Raw genomic sequence first — 16,477 nt, 5'->3', positions numbered from 1 at the left:
GGAGGACTGCATGGGTAGCGGAGTTACCGATTTTCTGATGTCCGGGACGACTGTTGTGCACTCGAAAGAGGGTTCTACGCCTGGGGCGAAGACACTGCTCAGAACGATTGCTGCCGGCGTCCTGGCGTCATTGTGTTTGGCAGCGCCGGTGAGCGCTGCAGATGGCCGCCAGGCGGGTCTCTCGGGCCTGGCTCATCTGGGGCAGGACTCCATTTCCCAGGAGCTTCAGAATCTGGCGGCTCCGGGCTCTACTTCTATCCGAATCGTGTCGACATCATCGGCTGATTTCATGCAGTTCGTCAGCCAGGCCCCCGCTTTTCTGATGCGAGGTTCCCCAGACCTTCTGGATCCGCAGAGCCGTTTCTGGTTGGCAGCAGAGCGAGGTGGGGACCGCCAGTTCGCCATCAAATTGTCGGAGAAGAAGTACCTCTGGAGTGAGCGAGAGACTCTTTGCTTTGTTGGCGGTCTTGAAGGCGTCGGCGCCGATATGGCTATCAGCGATTCCGGTCTCAAATATGTGGATGACGCGATCAATGGTGGGCCTCGGGTCCTTCAGTCGGCAGAGGAAAAATTGTTTTTTGCGACGGTCCACGAGCTGCAGCATTGCCGCGATGTGAGTGGTGATGACCTGCGGCGTCGTGCCATTGCTGAGTTTGGGGTAGCCGGAAAGTTATATGGCACTGCGCTTCGCGAGCTCAAGGCCGACCTCGCTGTAGCGCTCGCGCATGCGAGCAAGGATGGCTCCTTCGTCAACGCAGCGGCGTCGCTGGGGGCCTTCCGCGGGGCTTCGTTGGCGGATCCCGAGCATGCGACGGAGCACATGCTCGGGATTGTCCTTCAGCGGCTGGACGCAAGTAGCTATCGCGGCATGCACGTCGCCGAACTGTATGACGCCGTTGAGCAAATTTTCGAGACGTTGGATCCCCTTTCTAACAGGCAGCTGCGGCATGCCTTTGTGAGCGAAGTTGCCGAGAAGGCTGAGCTCTACGAGCGGATTCAGCGCCGGCCGGCGACATGGGCTGACGAGGCTATGAAGTTGTTGCCGGCACTGGTCCTTTCTGGTGAGAGCCGACCTGCCCTGGATGTCGATGGTCGGGCTTCACGCCTGGTCGATGTACTCCTGCAGAACGATCTGCGTCATCCGCACATTCTCGCTGAAGAGAAGCTGCGGTCTTCCGAGATGTACAAGGCGCTGCTCGATCTCGTTGGGGAGCACGCCACTGCTCAGCAAGTTGCCAGAATGGCTTTGGTCGACGAAATCACGGCTCACGGACGTCAGCCCGTCTTTCAGTTGCCAGGCGATCAAGGTCTGGGGGCGGAAGGGTATCTGGACATGCTGAATGCTCAATCCAGCGGGCTTACTCAGGAAATAGTTCGACAGCACGAGGCGGACTCGTTGAGGCCCTCGCCGATCTAGGTCGCAAAGGGTAGGGTGGCCATCAGATTATTTTGGGCGCGCTGAATGTTGATGTTGAGTGTTGTGATCGAAAACCCAAAGGCCAATTTGGACGCCAGACAGGGCATGTAGAGGTCGAACGTCCTTTGACGCTCGTAGGGCCCTCTCTGGGCCACAAAGTCATTTTCGAGCACTGAAGGGGCGGTCGATGGCGTAGAGGGTGGTTGTGGCCGAACAAGTTGGTAAGGAGGTCGGATGAATCGTTTACGGGTACTTAAACAGCGTGCAGCGCGGGGCAAGGCCGGCGTATGCAGAAACCCGGATGGCTGGTATGCCGCCCATGGTCGCGGCTGGGGTGACTGCCATGGGCCGGTATCGCGTCGAGAGGCGATCCAGCTGGCCGCCAGGTGGGGGATGCCGACGAAGGCAGTCAAGATCGTGGTTACGACCGATTGAGTGGGAGGGGCGATGAACCAGAACTACATCAGCGCAATGGTCCTTTGTCGCGATGGGAATGCCGGCACGTTCAAGGTTTCGATTAACGAGCAAGGCGAGTTGGTGTCCACAGCGCCAGAGTGGCAGCCGGAAAGTCCCTCCGACTCGCCGACGGAGAAGGTTGGAGTTGTGCCGACGATCGAAGGGCGTACCGGTATCGGTCATGTGATCGATGGCGACGTATGGCGAGATCTGGAAGCGAATGGGCGGCTCGATGATGTCTGGCGATTTGTGCTGGATGGCGAAAGCGTCGAGGAGGCTGTCGAATCCGCCTTGCATGGGAGCAGATGCGCTATGTAGCGGCTAAATGATGATGTTGAAGTGGGGGGATTTTCACCGTGAAAAGGCGCTCCCCATAAACTTTCACCTTTGAAGTGCCTGGGCGCTTCTGTGAGCCGCGTAGAACGCACGTCTGGCGCGGTCTCCCCATATCCGTTCACCTTTCGGGTAGGGCGCCCCATATCCATTCACCTTACTAGGGACGCTAGATGTCGAATACAAGCATTTTGAGCGATGCCGATTGGCCGCATAAGCGGGACGTCGTCTTGCTGGTCAAACCCAGTGCGCGCAAGCGGGTAGGTCTCACCCTCTTGGCCATCGCCATTTTATTTTGCGGGGGCATGGCGGTCCTCGGCGAACGTGGCCCTGTCTCGTCGTGGCTGCAGTCCATGGATCGAGAGGCTGATCGCGCTAAGTTGGAGCCGGTGATGCGAAAATTCGCTGAGCAGGGCAAGCCGGAAGCGATCATCTGGCTTGCGCAGAACTTCCCGAAAGAGAACAGGACCTCTCTCGAAGCTTTGGCGAGCCAAGGGAACGGAACGGCGCTCTTCACCCTCGCGGCGCTGCGCCTCCGTGACGGCGACGAAGGCGAATTCGAGTCATTGATGCAGCAGGCAGCAGAGGCAGGTAATGCTGACGCTCTTCGTTTCATCAAGCGCCAGGCTGAGCGCTGAGGCATCTATCCGTGGCGTGATTTTGAAACCTAGATCACGCCACGGATAGTCCACCGTAAGTTGCGAGCGAAGGGGTGTTGGTGGTGGCAGAGACATATACCTGTGGTGGCTGTGGAGCGGAATTTTCCCCCGGCGATCATGTGTGCCGGGGGTGTCACGGTCGAATCGTTTATGGCGCCCTTCCGGAAGAGGTTTCGAAAGGAGCGGGTGCTGCAGGGGCGGTCTGGGCGTCTATTGCCTTTGCAGTCCTGTTTCTGTTGCCGGTGGTAGTGTCTAGCTGTTTCGGTGTGGCTGTCCCGATTGGCCTCGGGCTTGGGTTGTGGGGATTGCTGGTTGTCTTTGCTGTCTGGGTATGGGGGTATCGGTGGGGCCGGAAGAGGGCTGTCGCTGCGCGAATTGGCATGTGCAGGACTGTTGTTGATAGGAGCCGGTCGTGATCAAGTTGGCTGCGGATAGTTCACCGGTGGCGAAATTCATTCGCCATAGGCGCTTGGTCGCCGATATGCGCCTACCTGGTGTGGTCGCGGCTGAGTTCCAGGGTTGGGTTGGCTCCTGCTCAGTTCGTTATCGTCTCAGGGGTGCTGAGCACGCGGATGTGATTTCCTCAGTAGATGAAGCCTTGCTGGTGGCTGGCATGCTGAGTGCCCCACTGGCCGGCGCTGACTCGGTGCGCGTCGAGCCTGCTACATCCGGGCAGGCTGACTTCCGCACGGCATTGGAGTGGGGAAGGGCTCGGCTTGGCGAGGTCGACCTGGCGAAATTGCTGGCTTGGTGGTCTCTCTGAGAGCAGATGGGTTGCTCTCGATCTTTTGACTTTCATTAGGCTATAGTAAGCGCTAATTTGCTGAGAAAGCTTTAGCGCATGAAGCTGTCCGACTACAAGAAGTCACCGAAAGAGTTCATTCAGGGGGTCCGTTCTGACGGGTTCCGGGTGGGCTTGTCCACGGCTTTCGCTCCTTGGATTAGCGCCTTTTTCCGTGAGAAGCATGGTGGTACCTGGTTTGGCCAGGGCCGTATGTGGGCCTTCGACCGCTCGAAAATCAATGGCGCATTCGCGGCGAGTTTGGCCGAAAACCTGCCATCCGGAATCCTCTACGATGTCGGGCAGTTTGCGCAAAAGCTTCGCATCGCCCTGGCGTCTCCCGATCCGGACCTGTTCGCGCCCTTCCTGGATGTCCAGATCTTCCCTGTTGAGGGCGGAGACTTCGTTTGCCTATCGCGGTTTGATCCTCTCCTAGTTAGCACGTTGCAGGGCCTGCAGGGCACCTTCCTGCGTAATCGAAATGCCTGGCGGGTGAAGGTTGCCCTGCCGCGATTGCTTGAGGTGCTGGAGACGCAGGCTGGAATCCGTCGAGAACACATCTTCCTCAGCGATACCGAAATCGTTCTGGAGCAGCATGCTTCGATGGGTGAGGGAGACCGACCAGGTGTTCAGGTGGGCGGTATGGTCCCTGAGCGAGTCGGCGCTGGGGATGCGGAAGGCGAGAACGCGATGTTGAGCGTGATCGCAAAACCGATGAAGGAGCTTTGGATCAACGAGGCGGATTTGGCGAAGGCTGTCCAGGCATATGGGCTGCATGGTGAGTATGCCTACCAGGAAGTGGGCGTTCGTCATCTCCTAAGGTACTCAAGCTGTCTGCTGGCCGATGATATGGGGCTCGGGAAGAGCCGCCAGGCTGTCGTCGCTGCGAGCTTGGTCACGGGGCCGGGTGCAGTGCTGGTGGTCTGCCCAGCCAGCCTGCGGATCAACTGGGAGCGGGAGATCCATATAATCCAGCCCGACGCGAAGGTTGTGATTTGCGGCGATGGCGAGGCCTGGTCGCAGGCTGACTGGCTGATCGTGAACTACGAGAGGTTGGGCGCCGTCGTTCAGGCCATGAGCGACGGCGATGTGCGCTTCCGAGTGATGCTGTGCGATGAGGCTCACTATCTCAAGGAGCCCGACTCCACCCGTACCCGAAATGCCTTCCTGCTCTCGAAGCATATCGAGCGCCGGTTCCTTCTGACTGCGACTCCGGTGCTGAACCGGGAGAGCGAGCTGCATACCCTGCTGCGGCTCTCCGGTCACCCAATCGGAGCCATTCCGCTTAGCGATTTTCTGTCGGACTTTGCCGGCTCTCCAGAGCTCAGGAAGGCATTGAGCGAGCGCGTTTCCGAATGGATGTTGCGCCGGCGTAAAGATGTACTGGCTTCGTTGAAGGGCAAACGTCACGAATTTAAGTATGTAGATCTAGCGACTGGCGAGCGTGATCAGTACCTAGCAGCGGTCTCCGACAACACGCAGACCGCCATCGTCAAAATCGGAAAGATCCGTCAGCTACTGGAGCGTCTAAAGGCTTCGTGGCTGATCGATACGATCACATCATTGGGTGACGACGACAAGTCGATCATCTTCTGCGAGTACACCGAGTCTGTGGCCTACCTGGCCGACGAGTTCGCCAAGGCCGGGATCCAGACGGTGACCTTCACCGGATCTAATTCTGGAACAAGAAAGCAAAAAGCGATCGACACCTTCATGTCGGATCCGGCGGTCAAGGTGTTCATCGGCACGACCAAAGCAGCCGGTGTAGGCCTGAACCTGGTCGCTGCCAACTACGTGTTCTTCGCGTCGCTACCGTGGACTGCTGCGGCGAAGCGACAGGCCGAAGATCGCGCCTACCGAAACGGCCAAAAAAGAGCCGTCACCGTCTTGATGCCCGTGATCTCCGGGACGATCGACGAGCAGGTCGTACTACTGCTGCAGCACAAGGAAAGCATTGAGCAGGATCTGCTCGATGACTCTGTTCAGGATCCCGGCCTCGTCGAAGAGCAGATGGCCGCCAAGCTTTTTAACGCAGCGTGAGTGGAGGGGAGTCATGTCGTTATCGTTGATGCGCTTCATGGTGAAAGCAGATGCCAAGCTGGGCTTTGTTCCCTACGACACGCTGCTCAACAAGAAGCTGGAAGTGAGCTACCGGAGTATCGAGGCGGCCTTTCGGCGCTGCGACTCACTCAACCAGGTGTCAGCTGGGGGCACGGCCCGTGCCCAACAGGCGCAACCCTCTGTCGACGGCAAGGCACCGGCGACCAGGTTGCTCAATGTATACAACCGCATTCACGAGCTCTACAGCCGGATCTGCACGTCGGTCGACGGGCTCTCGGTTTTCCGGGCTCATAGGAGCGAGTACGACGGGCTCTTGAACGAGTATGTCCAGCTCGCGGCCGCGCAGGTCGTCAACCGAGCTAATCCGTCGCCCTACTGGGGGCATGATCGCTTCACTGTCTCGGGCGAAGGGTTCTCGATGGTTTGCTCGGCGAATAGTGGTGACGTCCTGGAAGTGAGCATTCAAGGCATCGTCAAGGACGCCGCGGCGGAAACGTTGCGTTCGATCGAGCGCGTCGATATTCGCGAGCTGGCCGAGTGGTTCCACTCTGTCAGCGACCGCAATTTCGAGCTGGCTGGCCGGACGCTTGATATTCGCGCCGTCGGGTATTGGCCGCGAGGCGGTGGAGACCGGGTTTCCCCTGACGAGGACTTCCGCGAGGACGCGCTGCAGCGCCAGGTCGGGCGCCCCGCTCTTCGGATGTGAGGGTTGACCAGGTGATAACCAAGTAATAACATTGTTATTACTTGGTTAAGCCTTCGGAGGCTGTCGTGGTCGGAAAGTCAGTTCAAGCGACCATGCTTGTACCCCGCTCGAACGGGCGCGGGCTCATCTTCAGTGAAGTTCGCGTGGTTCGCGCATTCGACTACCCGATAGCAGGGCGGTCGTTCCGTTTCGCCATTCATCCCCCTGTTGCGCCTCTGGAGCACGTCGCCTACGTCATTTCCGAGTTCAAGACAGGTCGGCAGTGCGGCCTGCTGCACATGAAAGCGAAGCGCCGCTTGATCTCCGCTGCTGAGCGACATCTCGCGGAGGTTGTTCGCGTTCAGGGTGAAACCGAGCTCGTGCGGTTGATCGAGCAGACCCAGGCCGAGGGCACGTTGAATGACTACTGAGCAGCCCGCTGCAGGCGCTGCCTGGCAGCTGGGCAACCAGGCGTTTCGTGACGGAAAGAATCTGGACGATAACCCGTATCCGGCTGGAACAAAGTTGGCGGAAGAGTGGCAGGCCGGCTTTAACCGTGCCTGTGAAGATGAGCTGAGGGGGTGCCCATGATTGCTGAGTGTATCGGTTGCGGGTGCACTGATATGTGCGCCTGCGTTTCAGAGGATGGGCCCTGTTACTGGCTGCGGGTGGATTACAGCCGTGGCGAGGGCGTCTGCAGTTGTTGCTCCGAGCGGGTGGCCGAATGGGACGCCGAGATCGGACGCAAATCGATCGACGACCAGTTCATTGAGCTGATGGACGCTCTCGATGGGTACGATAGCCCGGAAGCGATCAGTCAACGGCTTGCTGAGCTCCAAGGCCCGATCAGGGAACTCGCGGCGGCTTGCCGGCAGACGGTGCTATTCAACCGAGCTCAAGTCGAGTTCCAGTCGACCAAAACCGACATCGAGCTGCGGCCGATGGAGGGAGGTAGCCTCTTCGCCGTTTGGTATCTGCTGATGGATCGCATTGCACGGTCTCCGACCAAGTTCCACATGCGGAGCTCGGTGAGGATCCTGCTTCCACTTGTCGCGGATTTTCTGCCGGAGGACCCGAATGCCTGATTGTGAGCGAGTGCTTCGAGATCTGGAGCTTGACCTTGCGGAAACGGTTGAGCGCCGAGCGTTCATTCGCGGGCGGCATGCCGGCGAAGACCGAGCGAGGTGGCAGGTCCTGATCTGCGTTGTTGTTGGCGTGATCCTGTATGTCGGATGGCGTATTCTTTCGAGCTAATGAGGAGTTCCTGAACAATGGAAAGACAGCTCAATGTGCCTCCGCACTCGATTGAGGCCGAACAAGGCGTCCTTGGTGGTCTGCTGCTGGATAACAAGGCCTGGGATCTGGTCGCGGATAAAGTCCACCCGGAGGATTTTTACCGGAACGATCATCGCCAGATCTTCGAAGCGATTTTGGAGTTGGCGGACCGTAGCGAACCGTTCGACATCGTGACGGTGTGTGAGGTGTTGGAAGGGCGGTCTGGCTGGGGAGGCCTGGCCTACGTGGCCGAGCTCGCCAAAAATACTCCCTCGGTCGCGAACATCGTTCACTACGCCAAGATCGTTTCTGAGCGAGCCCATCTGCGCCGCTTGATCTCCATCGGCTTCGAGATGAGCCGGCAGGCCTACGAGCCTGGGGCCGACGTAGCCTTGGTTCATGAAGAAGCGGAGCGCGCCCTGTTCGGTCTCAGCCAGGATGAACGCGACCAGGACTTTGCCGACATGGGCGAAGTCCTGAGCGCCGTCATCGACGAGATCGATAGCAACTTCAACTCCGAAACGGAGGTGACGGGTGTTCCTACTGGCCTGCCCGATCTGGATGCAATGACTGGCGGCCTGCAGCCTGCAGATCTGATCATCGTCGCGGCGCGTCCCTCGATGGGCAAGACGTCCCTGGTGATGAACTGGGCCAAGCCGATCCTTGACGCTTCTCCCGGGAAGTCGATCCAGATCTACAGCATGGAAATGCCGGCAAGGGCGTTGCAGTTCCGATTCCTCGCCCAGCTGGGGCGTATCGACCTGAAGGCGCTGCTGCGGGGCAAGCTTCAGGATGAAGACTGGCCGAAGCTGACGGCAGCCGTTGGTGTCTTTCAGGGTATGCAGGACCGTTTGGCGATCGACGATTCCGCGAACCTTACGCCGACATCGCTACGAGCGAAGGCTCGGCGTGGTGCCCGTAAGTACGGTCCGCCGGCGGCAATCATGGTTGATTACCTGCAGCTGATGCGCTGCCCAGGCTACGAGGGGAACCGCACTCAGGAGGTCGCGGAGATCTCCCGGGCATTGAAGGGGTTGGCCAAAGAGTTCAATTGCCCCGTCATCGCGCTATCGCAGTTGTCCCGCCAGTGTGAGCAGCGGCCCAACAAGCGCCCTGTGAACGCAGACTTGCGGGAGTCCGGCGCGATCGAGCAGGACGCGGACATCATCATGTTCGTCTATCGAGACGAGGTCTACAACCCGGACACTGAGTACAAGGGGGTTGCCGAGTTGATCCTCGGCAAGCACCGGAACGGTGAAACCGGTACCGTGCGGACCGCGTTTATTGGCAAGGAAACTCGTTTTGTGCCGCTCTCGGCCGAGCAATTTCGGAACTTCGATTGATGAGCTGCTGGGAACAGAGTTGCCGCGTGCAGAAAGTGATGCAGCGGGATCGCCTGGGGTGCGGGGTGGCCTGTGCAGCGATGGTTTCCGGCAAACCATACGGTGTCGTGCGACAGCTGTTCGTCGACAATGGCATAGGTGCTCGCAAGAAGCGGCCCCTCGCCACCAATTTCTCAGAGATGCAGTACGCTCTGGCGCTCCTCGGGATCGAGTCTGAGCTGAAGCGCTGGAGCACCTGGGATGCAGTGGAAGGCCTTGGCATCGTGGCTGTAAACAACGGCCAGGGCACTGCCAGCCGGAACTGGCATTGGGTCGTGGCTGAGCGACACACGAGTTTCGGTGTTGTCCTCCATGATCCGGATTTCGATCTGCCGAGCTTCAGTTCGGCGCCGCCTGGCGTGCATTGCCATCCCTTCTCTGAATACCAGGCCCGCAAGAGCTGGATTCGGATTGTGCCACGAGGGAGCCATGGGTAGCAGGTGGCCGCGGCTCGCGGCAGCATTCGACTATGCGGCTTACAGCGTGGCCTCTGCGGAAGAAGCTCATGCCCATTACGGAGATCCAGAGCCAACACCTACAGAGCGCTGGACGTACTGGTGGCGAGGGTTCTTTGCCGGCCTCGCAAGTGACAGTAATATCCTTCCGCTCTCGGAGCGGTTTTCGCGGCTCCGACCACTTTTTTTACTTCGCAGGATCGAGCAGGAAACAAAAAATGAGCGATGAAAAAATCCCGGATCGCATCAAGGCGAAGCTGACCATTGAGCTGGATTTCGCAAAAGAAGATCAACCGCTTATTGGAGAAGTCCTGCAGGGCATCCTCGATAACCTCGGGCTCTCCAGTGAGGGTAGTGGCTCCCGCACTGCGCAGAGCCACTATAGCTACAAGTTGGAATCCAACCTCCCGAAAGTGCCCATGACGATGGAGCGTCTGTTCGATCTGATGGACCAGGCGCGTGAGCCCGGGGAGCCGACCGCTGCAGAGCAGATCGCCGATTCCATGCACCCGAACTACGACGAGGCCGTGGATTGGTGGGAGAGCCTCGCCGAAGGGCAGAAGCAGTGGTTTATCAAGAAACACTCAGACGTGAAACTGGTGACCAAGGCCTGGGAAGTGCACAAGGAAATGGATTTTGCCGATCGAGTGTTCTTTCAGACCTTGAAGTGAGTGGACCTATCCACCCTGGTTGGTGGTTGCCAGCCCACGGGCACCAGGTGCTACTGGTGCCAATCTTCAATCAGCTCGAAATAGTCCGCTGACACTTCGCCGACGTTGCCGGCGATAACCGCGCCGTCTGGCAGAACGAGACGAGCCCGCTTCACATCCCCGCGGCTGAGCATCGCGAATCCCAAGGCGGTATCAAGCAGCACTGCGACTGTTTCGCCGGCGGCGACGCGGCTGATCACGACGTCGGCGGCCGGGCGATTCGCCTGGCCGCCATCGCCGTACACCACTGTCAGGTCGACCGGACCTCGATGCGAAAGTGCGTCACTCATACTTGATCGTTCCCACTCATAGAAGTAGCCATGATCAACCAGCCTCTCGATTACGATTGGACCGGGGGCATCACCCCATTCGGCAGACCGTATCCAATCCAGAAATTCTTTATCACTTTGACCTGATTGCGAGTGCAGGGCACTGAGCTCGCCCTCGAAATCGATCTGGGACCAGGGGCCGCCGTCGGGGTCGAAGTCGTCTACGACGGTCACCTGATCGCGCAGAACACGTTCCATATGGTTGCTGTGCAGCCTGAAAGTGGAGGATGTACGCCAGTCAGGGGCGAGAAGCAGAGCTCTGTCGATGCGGGTGGTGATCGAGTGGTAATCAGGACCACCCACGCTGGCCTCGGATACGAACTCCCAGTAGAGCGGGCCAAGCGCTGGGTGAACTGCCATGATGACAACACCAGTGCGTTGCCGAAGCGTGGGTTCGCTGCTCATTGGTCTTTCCCAACAACCGCCTGCAGGCGCTGCAGGGCTTCATCTATGGTTGTCTGGGGTGCCTTCCCGAGCAGCTTCGCACCTCTTGCAGCAAGATCCACCGGCCGCACCAGGTTGACCAAGGCTGCCCCGCTCGCCGGCGTGCGCCCCGGAAGGACGATCGCGACGGCAAAGCCGGCGTAGCGGCTGCTGTCGTGCTCGGTGATAGGAACGGCTAGGGCGAGCCCCAGGGCGTTGTACGCTGCTGGGGAAAGCACGAGCGCTTTACAGGCCACCTGCGTTGAAGCGCTACCCATGTCCAGGGAGACGATGTCACCGCGGTCGAATTGATGCTGCGGGCGCTTGCTCATGCTTCGTTTCCTACCGGCGCGGATGTTCTCCAACAGTGGATGTCCGGCGGCTCCGGGGCCTCCAGGTCACACTGGGCGACTAGCGTGCTGAGGTCGTATTCGGTAGCGACCTTGGACACCACCAGGGTCTGATCTTTGAAGGAGACGTCTACAGGGTCGCCAAGGCTTACGCCGAGTTCGGCCAGCAACGGCTTGGGTATCGTGATGCCCTGAGAATTCCCAATCGCACGGATAGTCGTTTTCAACGTTCTGTAGCCTCTTGCGAAAGGCGGTTGCGCTGCGCCTGGAGCGCTTTGAATCGCTCGGAGACAGGTGGGCGTTTTGCCATTTGCTTGCGGACGAGCTCCGCAAGCGTCGACGCCTGTGCATCCACCCCGTCACCAGATATTGCTGTCGGCTCGTGGCCAGGTACTGGGAATTGCACCCAGATCCTCGGTGGGATTGATCGTAGGGTCAGGTTGAGATGGCCTTGAACCACTCCCCCCTGGAAGTTGAAGGAGATCTGCGCATGTTCCGGTGTGAGCTCGGAGACGAATGCTTCGAGCTGGTCTCCACGCTCTATCGGCGAGGCGCTGATCAAACTGCAGACTCGATCTGCAGCTGCTCGTAGGCTGAGTGCTTGAGGGTGGTTTACGGCAGTGTTCGGAGTGATATCCGGCATATTGGTTCTCCCTGCGCAAGGTGCTAACAATGTTATTACCCTGCGCAGGGGAAATCAAACTACCAGCTACGCTTTATGCCCCTGCGAGGTAAGGTAGCGGCCCGAACGGGATGTCGTCGTCGAAGTCTGGCGGAGTACCTTGTTGCGACGGCGGTGGGGTCTGCGGTCGCGGCCGCTGAGCGGGCTCTTCGCCTTGGCCTTGAGGGCGACCGCCGAGCAGCTGAAGTCGGCCATTCACCTGGTCGACGACGATCTCGGTGGTGTAGCGTTTCACTCCGTCTTTTTCCCACTCGCGGGTGCGGAGAGTGCCTTCGACGTAGCACTGGCTCCCTTTTCGCAGATACTCACCCGCGATTTCGGCGATCTTGCCGAAGAACACTACGCGGTGCCACTCGGTACGCTCCTGCTGCTGGCCGGTCTGCTTATCTTTCCAGCTTTCGCTGGTGGCCAGGGTTATGTTCGTTACGGCGTTGCCGTTCGGGGTGTAGCGGACTTCCGGGTCGCCGCCGGCGTTGCCGACGAGAATCACTTTGTTGACGCCTCGTGCCATGGTGTTGCTCCTATCGGATGAGTGAAGCTCAGGTGGAGGAAGATTCGGCCTCAGCGTGCTCGCCGGATGCCTTGTAAAGGAGACGTTCGGTCTCCTGATTCATCTGCTTGAGCGCGATGCGGATGATCATCTCGGCGTCCAGCAGGTGTTTGTTGCTCTGTGGGTCAGCGCCTGCTGCCACCAGGCGCTCATGGTCGCGTCGGTAGGCTTGCGCGATCTGGCGGAATATCGCGCCTGCTACCTGCAGGCCGGGAGCGAGCAGGTCAGGCGCAGAAATCGGGGGTAAAGCGATTACCCTGCCGTCCTGGGGAAGTAGAGAGGCGGAGCTGATCAGCGCACCCTGCAGGGGTTTGTCGTTCTCGAAGGCTTCCCCGATGGAGTCCAAGAAGGCTCGGGCCTCGGCCGGATCCTCGGGCAATCGGAAAATGACATTGACGAAGCTGCTCATTTGTTACCTCACAGTTCGCAGGGGACGGAGCGCGTGGTCGATCGGGGCGTTGCTTGTTCGTTTCGAGGCGGTTTGGAGAACCGGCGTAGGCGGTCGGAGCGGATCTCTTCGGTGAGCTCGTTGACGCGCTGCTTCAGGCGCTGGTTCTCGGTGAAGGCGATCTGCAGATTCCGGTTGGCCGTTTCGGGATTGCCGGCGCGATGAAGAACCTTCACCAGGAGGAATTGCTCGCGGTCACGATCGGCCTCGTGACGCCACACGGCGGTTTGCTCTCGCAGCTCGTCGTAGCCGCACCGGTAATAGGCGGCTACGCCCGCGAGGGCTTTGACGTGGCCACGTCGGTTCACTTCCAGGAGGCCCCACCCTTGAGGGAGTTCGTCCGCCTGGATCACACCGGCCGGGGCCAAGAAGTATCTCCAGTTGCCGACGCCTCCCGACACCCGATGAGACTTCCGACGATCCGCGAGAAAGTCAGAGCGGCTGACCTTGCATTCGATGACGATGGATCCGTCTTCGAATCCCGCGGCGCGGAAGCCGATTGCGTCGGGAATTTCCCCGGTCCAGCCCGTGCGGCACTCACTGACAGCAACATGGCAGCCTGGACCACCGGCGCTGTTTGGCCGTTGAAGCCATTTCACCGCGATGTCGCACAGATCGCGGTGGGTGAAGTCGGGCTGATTGGAGGGCTTCATGCGGCCTTCTGCATTGCCGAGCGCATCTGGCTCATGGTTTGGCGGTGCTGCCGCAGGGCGGACTTGTAGCTGGCTTTGGCATCTTTCTGGGTGCGACACCACTCTCCCTTCACTTCCGAGTGCTGTTCGCTATGCCGACAGCGGTACATGCGGTACTCAAATTTCCCTCCGCTTTCGCGCCATTCGACTTTTGGCTTCATCCCGCCAAGCAACCAATCGCCGAAACTTTCGCAGCAGTCCCAGTCGAGGTATTCCGCGAACTTGGTCTTTTTCGGCGGCAGCGGCAAATGCTGCAAGGCATATCGCTTGCCTTCCTCGCTGACGTGGAACACCACGTCGGTGGGGTCGCAGAATGCCGGTGTCCGGCCGACAACCATCAACTCCACTTTGACCAGCGCCTCCAGATCCGGCATCGCGTAATGCCCTGGTCCGGCCAAGTAATGGTTCCGATGCGACTCGCGTTGGTCGGGGCGAAGGCCAAGCGTGTGATGCAGCAGACGAAGCTGCTGCTCAGGAATCGATACCTGGGTCATGCCGCAACCTCTTCCTTTAGTGGAAGGTACGTTGTTACGTTCGAGAGGACTGCCTGCAGCAGGCGGGCATTCTCTGCGGTGAACTGGCGATGCTCTTCCTGGGATACCTCTCGGAAACCGTTCTCCAGGGCCTCTCGCGCAGGGCCTCGCCCTGCAGCCGCGAGTGCCTTGCGCGAGGTGTCGTTGACGAAGTAGCGAATACGGCCGTTGGCATGGTTACTGGACATTGAAATCTCCTTGGGCAACGGACAGCGCTGCGAGGCTGTTGCGTACCCAGATTGGGGTTTTGCCGATTGAGTAGGTCTGCCCGCTCCAGACCAGGAGTAGGGTGGTACCGAACGCCTCGCCGATCGCTTCGGCTGCATCCGGGGGCACCGCGTTGCCGATCCGCTCCCTCCAGTCACCATCGGAGAGCCCGTCGAGTTCCAGATACTCTTCCGGCTCGATCAGGCTTTGGAGCGCACAGAGTTCGAGCGTGGTGAAGGGACGATGCCAGGTGTTGTCAGGGGCGATGATCCGAGCCACAACGCGCTCGTTATCTGCAGGGATCCTTGGGTCAGCTACCGACCAGGATCCGTTGTCATGGCCTGCTGCTGCGGATACCGCGCCTGCAGGCGAGTCCCAAGGGACCACGCCGTAGTGACCGGCAGTCAGGTAGTTGTCGCCTTTCTTGCGGTCCAGGCCCGGGCGCGGGTCAGCGACCGCGAGAGCACCTGACGCAACCTGCTGGGCACCGATGACGCAACCAGAAGTTTCGTCCCAGCGTGTAACGCCGAGCTTTCGGCTGCTCGCACCAGGATGCCAGTTGGTATAGCGAGGATCCGCAATGGAGAGTTGGCCACCTTGCACGCCCTTGCCGCCGGCAATGACTGTGGACGAGGGTTTCTCCCATTCCAGGACTGCCAGGTTGTTACTGTGGCGATTCCAACCTGGACGAGGATCCGCCACTGCCTGGCCGCCTGAGCTTGGACCATGCCCGCTGGTAACGGTACCGGACGCTTGATCGAAGCGGACGACGCGGAAGACGTTCTTGTGAGTGCTGCTGTCTGCAGACAGGCGCGGGTCAGCCACGCTGAAGGTGCCCTGGCCAGGCGAGCGCTGGCTGGTCACCGTGCCGCTAGTGTCTCCCCAGTGCATGACGCCATACTGCGCATACTCGGCTTTGCTTTCCGGTCGCGGATCCGCGACAGCGAAGGCGCCAGTCATCGGCCGGGAATTACCCGTGACGGTGCCGGAATGATCTGCCCATTCGTGAACGCCCAGAATGCCGTTGTGCATGGCGTCGAAGCGGCGTGGGTCCGCAACACTGAATCGCCCCGTGGTGGCTTCGGCACGCCCGGTAACGGTCCCGGCGTGGGAATCCCAGCGGTGAACACCAAGGGCACCATCGCGCCAGGTCTGCTCGGGTACGATTAAGTAGTCGGTCAGCACGCCGTCTTCGACATTCAGCCTGTTCAGCGATCGCCAGTCCTTGCCCGCTTCAACGAAGGCCAGCCTCAACCAAGTCTTGAAAAACAGGTTCGGTACGCGGTGCATTGGACCGCCGTCGAAATGGCCGGGGAGAGGCATACGGCCCAGGATATCGCCTACCGAACGAAGCGACTTTTTCACAGGTTCATAGATGAAGTCCGGCACCTTGTTGATGTTGCGGCCGACGAGCAGGAATCGTTTACGGGATTGAGCGAGGCCACCGAGCTCGCCGCAATCGTGCGTCGTCTCGGCAGTGGCGTACCCGTAGCGGCGCAGCAGTTGAACGATCTGATCGAGGAGGCGGCGGCCACGATTCTGGATGCGAGGCACGTTCTCGAAAACGATCAGCTCCGGGAGGTCATCCTGGAAGGCCTCCAGCATCAGCCATACGCCACGTAGGGTTAGACGGTTCAATGCCTGGTACTTGGCGGTCTTGCTGCGGTTTTCCGACAGCAGTCCGCTGAACCCTTTGCAGGGGGCCGAGAGGAAGACGATATGGGGGTATTCGCCGCCGGCCGCATGACGGATATCTGCCGCAGTGGCTTCGCGCCACTCCCGCGGCGGCTCTTTGCCGTGGAAGTCCTTGAACTGATCACGATCGAAGAGATCGAGGACGGTTCCGCGAGATCCGCTGAGGCGTTCAAAATCCCGGATTGCTGCCGCGTTGACGTCGATGCCACCGATGCAGCGGAACTTGCCTTGGAGGTTCCCTACGCGAGGGTTGGCTTTGTTGAAACCTTTAGCTCCACCGCCCAGCCCGCAGAACAGGTGGAAATGGCGAATCTCGCGGGTAAGGATCTTGGGGTGAATATAGGCAGTCATATC

The 16,477-nt window shown here is 59.7% G+C and carries 23 protein-coding genes; 13 read left to right on the top strand and 10 right to left on the bottom strand.

Going from position 1 to position 16,477, the window contains the following annotated elements:
* The first annotated feature begins 10 nt into the window (after window positions 1-10).
* The 13 genes from NA637_RS03810 (at window position 11) to NA637_RS03755 (ending at window position 10,175) form a co-directional block, all read left to right on the top strand.
* Complete coding sequence (locus tag NA637_RS03810) at window positions 11-1,417, top strand: hypothetical protein (RefSeq protein ID WP_009684324.1); 1,407 nt, start codon at window positions 11-13, stop codon at window positions 1,415-1,417.
* A gap of 234 nt (window positions 1,418-1,651) precedes the next feature.
* Window positions 1,652-1,852 (top strand): hypothetical protein, encoded by a 201-nt coding sequence (locus tag NA637_RS03805; RefSeq protein WP_023118085.1) that lies wholly within the window; start codon window positions 1,652-1,654, stop codon window positions 1,850-1,852.
* A 12-nt stretch (window positions 1,853-1,864) separates the two neighbouring features.
* Window positions 1,865-2,191 (top strand): hypothetical protein, encoded by a 327-nt coding sequence (locus tag NA637_RS03800; RefSeq protein WP_009684322.1) that lies wholly within the window; start codon window positions 1,865-1,867, stop codon window positions 2,189-2,191.
* A gap of 188 nt (window positions 2,192-2,379) precedes the next feature.
* Window positions 2,380-2,844: a hypothetical protein gene (locus NA637_RS03795; RefSeq protein WP_031642858.1), complete on the top strand. Its 465-nt coding sequence runs from the start codon at window positions 2,380-2,382 to the stop codon at window positions 2,842-2,844.
* Between the two features lie 433 nt (window positions 2,845-3,277).
* Complete coding sequence (locus tag NA637_RS03790) at window positions 3,278-3,628, top strand: hypothetical protein (protein WP_009684320.1); 351 nt, start codon at window positions 3,278-3,280, stop codon at window positions 3,626-3,628.
* Between the two features lie 78 nt (window positions 3,629-3,706).
* The gene (locus NA637_RS03785) at window positions 3,707-5,686 is read left to right on the top strand and encodes a DEAD/DEAH box helicase (protein ID WP_023118083.1); all 1,980 of its coding nucleotides are present in this window, start codon (window positions 3,707-3,709) and stop codon (window positions 5,684-5,686) included.
* On the top strand, window positions 5,619-6,413 hold the full coding sequence (locus NA637_RS03780) for a hypothetical protein (RefSeq protein WP_256071065.1): 795 nt from the start codon (window positions 5,619-5,621) through the stop codon (window positions 6,411-6,413). Before NA637_RS03785 ends, NA637_RS03780 begins: the two co-directional genes overlap by 68 nt.
* A 92-nt stretch (window positions 6,414-6,505) precedes the next feature.
* A complete protein-coding gene (locus tag NA637_RS03775) occupies window positions 6,506-6,823 on the top strand; it encodes a hypothetical protein (RefSeq protein ID WP_110389097.1) in 318 nt (105 codons plus the stop codon).
* Window positions 6,813-6,983 carry a ribosome modulation factor gene (locus tag NA637_RS25625; protein WP_015026484.1) on the top strand — a complete coding sequence of 57 codons (171 nt, stop codon included), beginning with the start codon at window positions 6,813-6,815 and terminating at the stop codon, window positions 6,981-6,983. The genes NA637_RS03775 and NA637_RS25625 overlap by 11 nt, the downstream gene beginning before the upstream one ends.
* A 77-nt stretch (window positions 6,984-7,060) precedes the next feature.
* Complete coding sequence (locus tag NA637_RS03770; RefSeq protein WP_033690668.1) at window positions 7,061-7,477, top strand: hypothetical protein; 417 nt, start codon at window positions 7,061-7,063, stop codon at window positions 7,475-7,477.
* A 186-nt stretch (window positions 7,478-7,663) separates the two neighbouring features.
* Window positions 7,664-9,010 (top strand): replicative DNA helicase, encoded by a 1,347-nt coding sequence (dnaB, locus tag NA637_RS03765; RefSeq protein WP_009684314.1) that lies wholly within the window; start codon window positions 7,664-7,666, stop codon window positions 9,008-9,010.
* A gap of 26 nt (window positions 9,011-9,036) precedes the next feature.
* Window positions 9,037-9,486: a hypothetical protein gene (locus tag NA637_RS03760; RefSeq protein ID WP_015026481.1), complete on the top strand. Its 450-nt coding sequence runs from the start codon at window positions 9,037-9,039 to the stop codon at window positions 9,484-9,486.
* A 236-nt stretch (window positions 9,487-9,722) separates the two neighbouring features.
* Window positions 9,723-10,175: a hypothetical protein gene (locus tag NA637_RS03755; protein ID WP_009684312.1), complete on the top strand. Its 453-nt coding sequence runs from the start codon at window positions 9,723-9,725 to the stop codon at window positions 10,173-10,175.
* A 50-nt stretch (window positions 10,176-10,225) separates the two neighbouring features.
* Here NA637_RS03755 and NA637_RS03750 read toward each other — a convergent pair whose 3' ends face one another.
* The 10 genes from NA637_RS03750 to NA637_RS03705 form a co-directional block, all read right to left on the bottom strand.
* On the bottom strand, window positions 10,226-10,948 hold the full coding sequence (locus NA637_RS03750; protein ID WP_009684311.1) for a hypothetical protein: 723 nt from the start codon (window positions 10,946-10,948) through the stop codon (window positions 10,226-10,228).
* Window positions 10,945-11,298: a type II toxin-antitoxin system PemK/MazF family toxin gene (locus NA637_RS03745; protein ID WP_023118080.1), complete on the bottom strand. Its 354-nt coding sequence runs from the start codon at window positions 11,296-11,298 to the stop codon at window positions 10,945-10,947. Before NA637_RS03745 ends, NA637_RS03750 begins: the two co-directional genes overlap by 4 nt.
* Window positions 11,295-11,543: an AbrB/MazE/SpoVT family DNA-binding domain-containing protein gene (locus tag NA637_RS03740; RefSeq protein ID WP_009684309.1), complete on the bottom strand. Its 249-nt coding sequence runs from the start codon at window positions 11,541-11,543 to the stop codon at window positions 11,295-11,297. The genes NA637_RS03745 and NA637_RS03740 overlap by 4 nt, the downstream gene beginning before the upstream one ends.
* A complete protein-coding gene (locus NA637_RS03735; protein WP_033690665.1) occupies window positions 11,540-11,959 on the bottom strand; it encodes a hypothetical protein in 420 nt (139 codons plus the stop codon). The genes NA637_RS03740 and NA637_RS03735 overlap by 4 nt, the downstream gene beginning before the upstream one ends.
* A 73-nt stretch (window positions 11,960-12,032) precedes the next feature.
* Window positions 12,033-12,509: a single-stranded DNA-binding protein gene (ssb, locus tag NA637_RS03730; protein ID WP_023118079.1), complete on the bottom strand. Its 477-nt coding sequence runs from the start codon at window positions 12,507-12,509 to the stop codon at window positions 12,033-12,035.
* Window positions 12,510-12,537: 28 nt separating this feature from the next.
* Window positions 12,538-12,957: a hypothetical protein gene (locus tag NA637_RS03725; RefSeq protein ID WP_009683787.1), complete on the bottom strand. Its 420-nt coding sequence runs from the start codon at window positions 12,955-12,957 to the stop codon at window positions 12,538-12,540.
* A gap of 8 nt (window positions 12,958-12,965) precedes the next feature.
* On the bottom strand, window positions 12,966-13,649 hold the full coding sequence (locus NA637_RS03720; RefSeq protein WP_009683788.1) for a hypothetical protein: 684 nt from the start codon (window positions 13,647-13,649) through the stop codon (window positions 12,966-12,968).
* Entirely contained in the window at window positions 13,646-14,062 is a 417-nt protein-coding gene (locus NA637_RS03715) for a hypothetical protein (protein ID WP_256071064.1), read from the bottom strand. The genes NA637_RS03720 and NA637_RS03715 overlap by 4 nt, the downstream gene beginning before the upstream one ends.
* Before the next feature lie 116 nt (window positions 14,063-14,178).
* Window positions 14,179-14,409 (bottom strand): hypothetical protein, encoded by a 231-nt coding sequence (locus tag NA637_RS03710; protein WP_009683790.1) that lies wholly within the window; start codon window positions 14,407-14,409, stop codon window positions 14,179-14,181.
* A complete protein-coding gene (locus tag NA637_RS03705; protein ID WP_009683791.1) occupies window positions 14,399-16,474 on the bottom strand; it encodes a DNA cytosine methyltransferase in 2,076 nt (691 codons plus the stop codon). The genes NA637_RS03710 and NA637_RS03705 overlap by 11 nt, the downstream gene beginning before the upstream one ends.
* Window positions 16,475-16,477 lie beyond the last annotated feature (3 nt).

Source organism: Stutzerimonas stutzeri (assembly GCF_024448935.1).
Taxonomy (GTDB): Bacteria; Pseudomonadota; Gammaproteobacteria; order Pseudomonadales; family Pseudomonadaceae; genus Stutzerimonas; species Stutzerimonas stutzeri_AO.
Note: the sequence above shows the minus strand (reverse complement) of the source record. Positions and strands in the feature narration are given on the sequence as shown.